The sequence below is a fragment of the Methanocrinis sp. genome (genome assembly GCF_049974945.1).
Classification (GTDB): Archaea; Halobacteriota; Methanosarcinia; order Methanotrichales; family Methanotrichaceae; genus Methanocrinis.
In genome coordinates, this window is sequence record NZ_JBNGCU010000078.1 from 1 (window position 1) to 8,168 (window position 8,168).

Annotated in this window: 12 protein-coding genes and 1 tRNA gene; 1 reads left to right on the forward strand and 12 read right to left on the reverse strand. The window is 61.8% G+C overall.

Features of this window, described 5'->3' with window-relative positions; genetic code table 11:
- The 11 genes from fni to ACP5EL_RS08020 all read right to left on the reverse strand — a co-directional run.
- Window positions 1–869: type 2 isopentenyl-diphosphate Delta-isomerase (gene fni, locus ACP5EL_RS07970; protein WP_428401982.1), on the reverse strand; the 869-nt coding region annotated here is incomplete at its 3' end.
- The gene (locus tag ACP5EL_RS07975; protein WP_428401983.1) at window positions 866–1,627 is read right to left on the reverse strand and encodes an isopentenyl phosphate kinase; all 762 of its coding nucleotides are present in this window, start codon (window positions 1,625–1,627) and stop codon (window positions 866–868) included. The genes ACP5EL_RS07975 and fni, both read right to left, overlap by 4 nt.
- Window positions 1,624–2,586: a mevalonate kinase gene (mvk, locus tag ACP5EL_RS07980; RefSeq protein ID WP_428401984.1), complete on the reverse strand. Its 963-nt coding sequence runs from the start codon at window positions 2,584–2,586 to the stop codon at window positions 1,624–1,626. Before mvk ends, ACP5EL_RS07975 begins: the two co-directional genes overlap by 4 nt.
- Window positions 2,587–2,626: 40 nt before the next feature.
- The gene (locus ACP5EL_RS07985) at window positions 2,627–3,424 is read right to left on the reverse strand and encodes an MEMO1 family protein (RefSeq protein WP_428401985.1); all 798 of its coding nucleotides are present in this window, start codon (window positions 3,422–3,424) and stop codon (window positions 2,627–2,629) included.
- Window positions 3,425–3,428: 4 nt separating this feature from the next.
- Entirely contained in the window at window positions 3,429–4,055 is a 627-nt protein-coding gene (rpsB, locus tag ACP5EL_RS07990; RefSeq protein WP_428401986.1) for a 30S ribosomal protein S2, read from the reverse strand.
- Entirely contained in the window at window positions 4,056–4,241 is a 186-nt protein-coding gene (locus ACP5EL_RS07995; RefSeq protein WP_428401990.1) for a DNA-directed RNA polymerase subunit K, read from the reverse strand.
- A 37-nt stretch (window positions 4,242–4,278) separates the two neighbouring features.
- A tRNA-Pro gene (locus ACP5EL_RS08000) sits at window positions 4,279–4,356 on the reverse strand.
- 7 nt (window positions 4,357–4,363) lie between these two features.
- Entirely contained in the window at window positions 4,364–4,549 is a 186-nt protein-coding gene (locus tag ACP5EL_RS08005) for a DNA-directed RNA polymerase subunit N (protein WP_048144385.1), read from the reverse strand.
- Between the two features lie 6 nt (window positions 4,550–4,555).
- Window positions 4,556–4,954 carry a 30S ribosomal protein S9 gene (locus tag ACP5EL_RS08010; RefSeq protein WP_428401987.1) on the reverse strand — a complete coding sequence of 133 codons (399 nt, stop codon included), beginning with the start codon at window positions 4,952–4,954 and terminating at the stop codon, window positions 4,556–4,558.
- An 11-nt stretch (window positions 4,955–4,965) separates the two neighbouring features.
- On the reverse strand, window positions 4,966–5,385 hold the full coding sequence (locus tag ACP5EL_RS08015; RefSeq protein WP_428401991.1) for a 50S ribosomal protein L13: 420 nt from the start codon (window positions 5,383–5,385) through the stop codon (window positions 4,966–4,968).
- A gap of 1 nt (window position 5,386) precedes the next feature.
- The gene (locus ACP5EL_RS08020) at window positions 5,387–5,749 is read right to left on the reverse strand and encodes a 50S ribosomal protein L18e (protein WP_428401988.1); all 363 of its coding nucleotides are present in this window, start codon (window positions 5,747–5,749) and stop codon (window positions 5,387–5,389) included.
- 283 nt (window positions 5,750–6,032) lie between these two features.
- Here ACP5EL_RS08020 and ACP5EL_RS08025 point away from each other — a divergent pair, with 283 nt between their 5' ends.
- Window positions 6,033–7,268, forward strand: coding sequence for a tripartite tricarboxylate transporter permease (locus tag ACP5EL_RS08025; protein ID WP_428401992.1), 1,236 nt, complete (start codon window positions 6,033–6,035; stop codon window positions 7,266–7,268).
- A gap of 64 nt (window positions 7,269–7,332) precedes the next feature.
- Here the strand turns inward: ACP5EL_RS08025 and ACP5EL_RS08030 are convergent.
- On the reverse strand, window positions 7,333–8,168 hold an 836-nt coding region (locus ACP5EL_RS08030), incomplete at its 5' end, for a hypothetical protein (RefSeq protein WP_428401989.1).

Consider the following 8,168-nt stretch of genomic DNA (forward strand, 5'->3'; position numbering starts at 1 on the left):
AGAGCGGCCCCCGCCAGGCTCGCCCCCAGGGCGATGCTCTTGGCGGCGTCTATCCCGCTTCGAACTCCTCCGGAGGAGATCACCTCGGCCCCCAGGGAAGAGCATTCTACAACGCTCACCGGCGTTGGGACACCCCAGTCCAGAAAGAGCCGTCCCATCTTCGCGGACTCGGCATCTCCCCTCTCCTCCGCCCGATAGGCCTCGACCCCCGACCAGCTGGTCCCGCCAACGCCTCCAACATCGATTACCTCCACCCCGGCAGCGAGGAGGGCCCCAGCGTCCTCCGCCGATATCCCGGCCCCCGTCTCTTTGGCGATGATGGGAACTCTCCCTGCGGCGGCGGACCTTATGGCTTCGATGGCGCCCCGGGCCTCGGTCTCCCCCTCCGGCTGGACGCTCTCCTGGAGGAAGTTCAGATGGACGGCTATGGCGTCGGCGTCGATCATCTCCGCCAACCGGTCGACCACCTCGGGCCCCTCCCTCTTGAGCTGGACCGCCCCGATGTTCCCCACGATGGGGATCGTCGGTGCCGCATCCCTCACCGCGGAGAAGGTCTCCTCGACCTCGGGCCTCTCCAGGGCCGCCCTCTGGGACCCGACCCCCATGGCCACCCCCACCTCCTGGGCCGCCAGGGCCAGGTTCATGTTGATCTCCTTCGTATCGGGGTGGCCTCCCGTCATCCCGCAGATCATGAAGGGAAACGAGAGATCCTTGCCCAGAAACCGGCATCTGGTCTCGATCTCGTCGGCGTCGATCCCCGGCAGGGCTCGATGGACGAAAGCCAGGTCGTCGAAGGGCCTCCTCTCGCCCTCCACCCTCTTTTCGATACAGATCCTGATGTGGTCGAGCTTTCTCTTGCCTGTGGTCATATCCTCCTCCCCTCCACCAGGGTTCCGGCCCTCTTCCCTGCGAGGACCCTCTCGACCAGGCCAGCCCTCTCGGCGTTGAATATCACAGACGAGACGCCCTCGTCGGCCAGGTCGAGAAGCTCTTCGAGCTTGCCCCTCATGCCGCCGGTGACGTCCACCCCTGCCGAAGCTCCCAGCTCCGATCCGATCCGGGAGAGATCCTCCCGTCTCACCTCGGCCAGAGGCTCGCCGTTGAAGAGGACGCCGTCGGCGGCCGTCCCCAGGGCCACGATCCCGGGCAGAAGGGACCTCGCCAGGTGAGCTACCAGCTGGTCGCCGGATACTATCCCGGCACCTTTCGACCGATCCATGGCCACGTCGCCGTGGAGGACCGGGACCAAGCCTCTATCCACCATCTCGACGACCTGCTCCGTCTCCATCGCCTCGATCCTGCCGCCTCTGAGGACGGTGCAGCTGAGAGGGTGGACAGGGACGGGGCTCGACCCCGCCCGCCTCAGCCTCTCGACTACGAGATCGTTCAGCCGGACCACTGACCTGTGGGTCTCAAGAATCCCCTCCGGGCTGAAACTCTCGGCCAGGCCATACTCTTTTGCGTGGATGTGGCCGAAGGACCCAGCCCCGTGGACCAGTACCAGGCCAGTCCCGCACCTCGCGATCTCGGCGGCGATCCTCTCGATCGTCTCTATCCTCGCCGATTCGAGCCTGGTCTTGTCGGTCAGGACGCTCCCGCCGACCTTAAGAATTTTGATCACAGTCATATACCGCCCCTCGGATCTTCGAGGCTCAGCCCCCCGCATCCAGTGACCACGGAGAAGGGCACACCCCTCGCCTGGACGATGGCGGTCATCACCCTCAGAACGTTCTCGGGGCCGGTCCGGGGCAGGGCTATTACGCACCCTCCGCCGCCAGCTCCGGTCAGCTTCGCGCCATAGGCCCGACCCGCCCCCCGGGAGGCGTATACCAGCTCGGAGAGCTCCCGGGTACCGACGCCGATCGACTCCAGAAGGCCGTGGCCCGCGTTCAGGAGAATCCCCAGCTCCTCGAGCCGGCCCTCTCTTATGCAATCGGGCGCCCTCTTCGATATCTCCCCCATCGCCCGAAATATGGGCTCTGCGATCTCCGGATACCTGGCCCCGAACCTCTGGACCTTCTCGACCTCGGCTCGGGTGTCGTGAGGCTTGCCCGTAAACCCCACCACGAGCCTCATCTGGGGAAGCGCGATCGATCTCGCCGATCCCTCTACGATCTGGTATCCGCCGAAGGCGGCCAGGGCGGTGTCCGTAGGCGAGCCGAGCCCCCCCTGGACGGACCTCTCTATCCTGTAGGCCTCCTCTGCGATCTCGTCGGTGGAGAGGTCCAGCGCCAGATGACTGCTCAGGGCTCCCAGAGTGGCGACGACGACCGAAGCCGACGACCCGAGCCCGGAGGCGGGAGGAATCTGCGACTCCAGGATGACCCTGAGATTCCTCGCCCCAAACTCCTTTAAAACCGCAGAGACGTAGCGGGTGGCGTGAGCTGCCCTCTCGCTGAGATCTTCGGTCAGAACCGCGCCTGAGAAGGGGTCGAGGCCTATCCCCTCGAGGGTCATCCGGAGGTCCGGGGCCGATATCTCAACCCCCCCCGGCAGATCCTCGACCCGAGCCCTGACCCTCAGATCCACGGCCGCGCCCAAGGCGACGGCTCCGGAGACGACGGCATGCTCTCCGAAGAGTATCACCTTGCCGGGAGCCGAGGCAGAGGTCAGGTTCTCCCGCCTCCTAGACGAAAGCTATCGCCCCGTAACCCACCACCTGGCTGAAATCTCCGATGACGTCGCCGCTGGTGGAGTAGCGGAGGAGCTTGCCGGTCTCGGCTCCAAGGATCTTGGAGGCGGTTATGGCCGCCGATATGGGGCCGTAACCGCAGGCGGTGAGGTTCAGGCCGTAGACGGTCTTGTAGATCGAGGGGACGTCCATCCTCAGGATCGCCTCTATCACCCGGGCGTCCTTCCTCCTCGCCTCGTCCTGAGGCTCGTAGTGGGTGAGGTCGCTGCTGGCTATGACTGTGCAGTCCCGGCCCAGCCTCTCTGCGGCTTCGCCTACAGCCTCCCCCACCTCGACGGCCGTCTCCTCGTCCTGCAGCCCCATGCATATGGGGAGGATCTTGAAGCCCTTGAACCGAGATTGGAGGAACGGTATCTGGACCTCTAGGGAGTGCTCATAGAGGTGAGCCGACTCGTCCACCTCGACTATGCTTCCAGTCAGGGCATCCGCCAGCTCGAGGTCACATTCCGCGACCCCCAAAGGCGTCATCCACGAGTCCCGAGAGAGGGCGACGGGAAGACCGAGGCCTTGGTGGTTCGGCCCGATCAGGACGAAGGTCTCTCTCTCCGGGAGCCTGGCGTAGACCTCCGCGGCCACCGCTCCGGAGTAGATGTAGCCGGCGTGGGGGACGACGGCACCCCGGATGGGCAGAGTTTCGCTGCCGACGGCGTCGCTGAAGGCGGCCTCCAGCTCCTCTCTGAGCTCATCGGGGTGGCGGGGGTAGAACGAGCCTGCCACTGCTGGACGTCTCATCAGATCAAAGCTCCATCTCAAAGTCAGAAACCGAGTACCTGAACCGATCTTCCTCTCCCCTCTCCTTGAGGATCTCTTTTGCCAGGAGCCAGTAGATCAGGGTCAGGGCCTTTCGGCCTTTGTTGTTGGTGGGTATCACCAGATCGACATTGGAGGTCAGGTTGTTGGTATCGCACAGGGCTACCACCGGAATCCCCACGTCGATCGCCTCGTTTATCGCCTGGCTGTCGCCGCTGGGATCTGTGACCACCACGACGTCAGGCTCGACGTAGTCGTAGAAGTTGGGGTTGGTCAGGGTGTTCGGTATGAACCGGCCGACTATCGCCCTGGCGCCGACCGACTTGGAGAACATCGTCGCAGGACGCTGGCCGTACTGCCTCGCCGATACTACCAGGATCTTGGAGGGGTCGTACTTGGCCAGGAACCTGGCCGCGAGCCTTATCCTCCTGTCCGTCGCCTGGACGTCGAGGACGTAGAGGCCGTCGGTCCTCACCCTGTAGATGTAGTCCATCATGCTCTTCGTCTTCTGCTGAGTGCCTATGTGTATGCCAGCCGCAAGATACTCATCTATGGGGATAAGCGTCTCATAGTCTTCAGTTGGAGTTGTCAATTCATCTTCCAAAAATGTCACCTACCTAGAGGTTCTACGATCCCGTTTAACGGTGATGGGAACGACTCCCAATCTCATCTCTTCAAGGGCAATTTCGAGGGGGTCTATGGACTCGGTCTTGATCAATACCGGGGCGCCCATCAAAATCTGTAAAGCTCGAGCCCCCACTATCCGTGCGCGCTCATATCGCGTATATTCTTCATCCATCGAATCCGTCAAGTGGCCACCTCAAAAGAAAGGCGAATGGTGGGGTTGCTGAGATTCGAACTCAGGTTACGGCGTCCCGAACGCCGAGGGATGGACCAGGCTACCCCACAACCCCACACCTTTTACTGATACCGTCGAAGCACGTCAACGATCTCCACGTGGGTCAGGAGCATGCGACGACAGCAATAGCTCTCGATGCCCAGGTCGTCCATCACCTTCCCCGGTGGCTCAGACTTGGTGCGCTCCTTGTACTCCTCCCATACATCAGAAATGACGTTTCCACAGGTGAAACATCGCACAGGGATCAAGCAGACTCACCTGTAAGACTTCTGGTACTTGGCTCGAGCGCCGGGGCCGCCGACCTTCTTGCGCTCCTTCTGCCGGTGGTCGTTGACCAGGAGAGATCTATCGTACTCCATGTAGGCCTCTTTCAGGGCGGTGTCGCCGGTCCACTCCACTATACCTCGGGCTATGGCGGTCCGGATGGCGGCCGCCTGACCCATGAATCCGCCTCCGCGAACTTTGACGTCGATGTCCAGCCCTGAGACCCTGTCCTGGGCTATCATTACCGACTCTGCTATCTTCTGCCTGGCGAAATCGGGCTCATAGATCTCCAGAGGTTTGCTGTTGATCCTGACCCTTCCCTTGCCTTCGGTCAAGGTGGCCCTGGCGATCGCCGTTCTGTTTTTACCCGACGAGTTGGTTATCTTCATGCTGACCCCCCTCAGAATTTGGATCCGAATTTTCGGCTTACGTCGCCGAGTTCTACGTATTTGGCGGTGCCCAGACGCGTCATCTTGGCAGCCTCTGGCCGCTCGATCTTCATACCCTCGAACTCCGAAGGAACTCCCACGTAGATCTTGAGCCGGGACATGGCGTCGCGACCCCGTTTGGTCTTGTGAGGGAGCATCCCCCGTACCGTCCTCTTCATGATCCTCTCAGGCCGCTTTGGGTAGTGTGGTCCCTTCTCGGTGGAGCCCTTGTTCTTCATCTCCTCGTACTCCCGATAGACGCTCTCCCTTCGACCTGAGATTATGGCCTTCTCGGCGTTGACGATCGCGATCTCTTCTCCTGCGAGAAGCTCGGTGGCGGCGAGGCTTGCCAGACGTCCCAGGATCATCCCAGATGCATCGATAATCATCAGATCACCTCAGAATAATTATACCGGAACCCTTCGGATATTTCTCGGCCAGCTCTTCTATCTTGAGACATTCGCCACCGGCCGACTTTATCTTCGACGCGGCCTGTTCGCTGAAATGGAGCGCTGCAACGGTCACCTTGTGATCGATATCTCCCGACCCCAAAACCTTTCCCGTCACCAGAACCAGGTCTTCAGGGGCGGTGTGCCTGTTTATCTTGCTGACGTTTACGGCGGCATAGTTCCGCCTCGGCTTCTCGAGCCTGCAGGCGACATCGCGCCAGATCGCCGCCCCGTTCTTTCGGGTGGCGGCCTTGAGATCGTCGATGAGAGCGACCAATCTCGGGTTTGTCTTCTTGACCATCTTCATTATTAATCCTCCGCATAAGCCCCCTTCTCGGAGGCCGACTCACGCGCGATAAGCCCGCGTTCAGACCATCTGGTCCATGCGCCAGAGAGGGGCGAGCTTCCGCACCCTCTGCGGATCGCTACAACCACCTGATTAACAGTATTTAAGGGTTTTCACGTTCCTGAGCGCAGGGCCAGCCATGGGCCCGGGCCGCTGACGGTTGAGATGATGATACCGAAAATTTTTTATCAGTATAGAGCAGATACTTCTGACAGAAATGATCGATAGTTTTCTCGCAATATCGGTGTTGGTAGGCTTTTTCCTGGGGATATGCAGCGGCCTTACTCCAGGCCTGCACACCAACAACTTTGCGGCTCTGATGCTGGCCCTATCTCCCGCCTTCCTGGAGCTGGGGCTCGATCCCTTCGACATCGCGGCGGCGATCCTGGCGGCGAGCGTCACCCACACCTTCCTGGACATAGTGCCCTCGATCTTCATCGGCGCTCCCGACGCCGATACCGCTCTCGCCGTCCTTCCCGGCCACGAGATGATGCTCGAGGGAAGGGGTATCGAGGCCGTCCGTCTCTCGGCCCTGGGGAGCGCGTCCTCGGTCCTGGTGGCCCTGGTGCTGATAGTACCCCTATCGCTCCTATTCGGCAGCTTCTACGGCCCTTTCATGGATCAGATCGGCCCCATCCTCCTCTCCATCGCAGCCCTCATGATCCTGACAGAGAGGGGCCGGATAATTGAGGGGCAGGGATCTTTTGCCCCTCTAAAGTACAAGCTCTTCGCCCTCGCCCTCTTTTTGGCCAGCGGGTACCTGGGCATATTCGCCTTAGGCCACCAGGACCTCGCCAGCTCGCCTTTGGGCTTTGAGCCCGAGGTCCTCCTCCCCCTCCTCGGAGGCCTCTTCGGGGCCTCGATGCTCATCTTGAGCCTCGCCTCCAAGGCCGAGATCCCGGATCAGAGGAAGACGGAGTTCGACCTTGCGGCACAGACGATCGCCAGGTCGGCCCTTCTGGGAGGGCTGGCGGGATCGGTGGTGGCCTGGGTTCCGGGGGTGACCCCAGCGGTGGCCACCGTCGTCACCAGGCTCGGTTCGGAGGGGTCGGGCCGCGAGTTTATCATCTCCGTCTCCGGGGTGAACACCGCCAACTCCCTCTTCGCCCTGGTGGCGCTCCTGGTGGTGGGAAGGCCCCGGAGCGGCGCGGCCGCCGCCATAGAGGAGCTGGTGGACCTGGACATAGCCCACCTCCTGGTAATGGTGACGATCGTATTGGGGATCTCGATCCTCTCCTACTTTGCCACCCTTTTGGCCGGAAGGGCCGCGGCGAAGATGGTCAGAGATCTTGACTACAGGAGGCTCTGCATCTCAACTCTCGCCTTTCTGACGGCGATGACCTTCGGCTTCACGGGCGTATTCGGCCTCTTCATCTTCTTCATCGCGACGACCGTGGGCCTGGTGGCGCCCTTCGCCGGGATAAGAAAGACCCACGCCATGGGAGTTCTGATGGTGCCGCTACTGACGTACTATCTCTGATCCGGCCCGAACGGCCGCATACACCTGGATACACCTGCATATACCCGCACCATAAAAGACCGCTTTAAAAAGAATCCTCGATCTCGCTGACCGATATCGAGGTCATCCCCAGCTCCCGGAGGTGGTGGGCCATCATGTTCGCCCTCCTACCCTCGGGGTGGTATATCAGGGCGGCCTGGGGGGAGATCTTCTCCACCATCCTCATCAGCCCCTTGAAGTCGAGGTGGTCGCTGAGCCTGATCTGGGTGAAGGGGAGGTCACTCCTCCCGGTGAGGACGTACTTTCGATTCGACCTCACGCTGGAGAGCTCCCAGGGCGACACTACATTCAGATCGGTCCCGTTCTCCTCCACCGGTGTGAAGGGGCCGAAGCCCGGGAGGAGTTCCCGGGTGAGGGCGAGGCTCTTAGCGTCCATCCCGATCTCCTCTTTGCGGCCCAGGGCGCGGATGAGGGAGACGGCCCTCTGGGCCTTGCCGAAGGCGTAGGCTCCAAAGGTGGCTCCCGTCTCGACGGCGTCGCCGAAGCCGACGATGTCGTCCTCGAACCGGCAGGCAGGGTCCCAGGGGTCGCCGTAGTTCGCCTCTGTCACCAGAAGATCGCATTTGGGCAAATGCTCGTAGTTCTTGACGTCCCCGGTGACCAGAACCCGAGTCCCCACCTCCGTCTCCCAACCGAAGGCGACCGAGCCGATGGTGTGGCCGGTGGAGTAGGTCTTGATCTCCAGCTCGTCGACCATGATGCTCCCGCCCACCAGGAAGGTCCGACCCTCGTACCTCCGTTCGTGCCTGATCTCCAGGGCACGGGCCGTCTCCCGCGACGCGATCGCCTCGGGCGAGAGCATCGCCGACTTGCCGTAGTGGTCGCTGTGGGCGTGGGTTATGAGGTAGGCGTCGGGCTGAA

What these genes read in the sequence shown, in the direction of transcription:
- ACP5EL_RS07995 (WP_428401990.1), bottom strand. Translation starts at nt 4,241, where the DNA reads ATGGATGAAGAATATACGCGATATGAGCGCGCACGGATAGTGGGGGCT.
- ACP5EL_RS07975 (WP_428401983.1), bottom strand. Translation starts at nt 1,627, where the DNA reads ATGACTGTGATCAAAATTCTTAAGGTCGGCGGGAGCGTCCTGACCGAC.
- ACP5EL_RS07985 (WP_428401985.1), bottom strand. Translation starts at nt 3,424, where the DNA reads ATGAGACGTCCAGCAGTGGCAGGCTCGTTCTACCCCCGCCACCCCGAT.
- ACP5EL_RS08020 (WP_428401988.1), bottom strand. Translation starts at nt 5,749, where the DNA reads ATGAAGATGGTCAAGAAGACAAACCCGAGATTGGTCGCTCTCATCGAC.
- ACP5EL_RS08010 (WP_428401987.1), bottom strand. Translation starts at nt 4,954, where the DNA reads ATGAAGATAACCAACTCGTCGGGTAAAAACAGAACGGCGATCGCCAGG.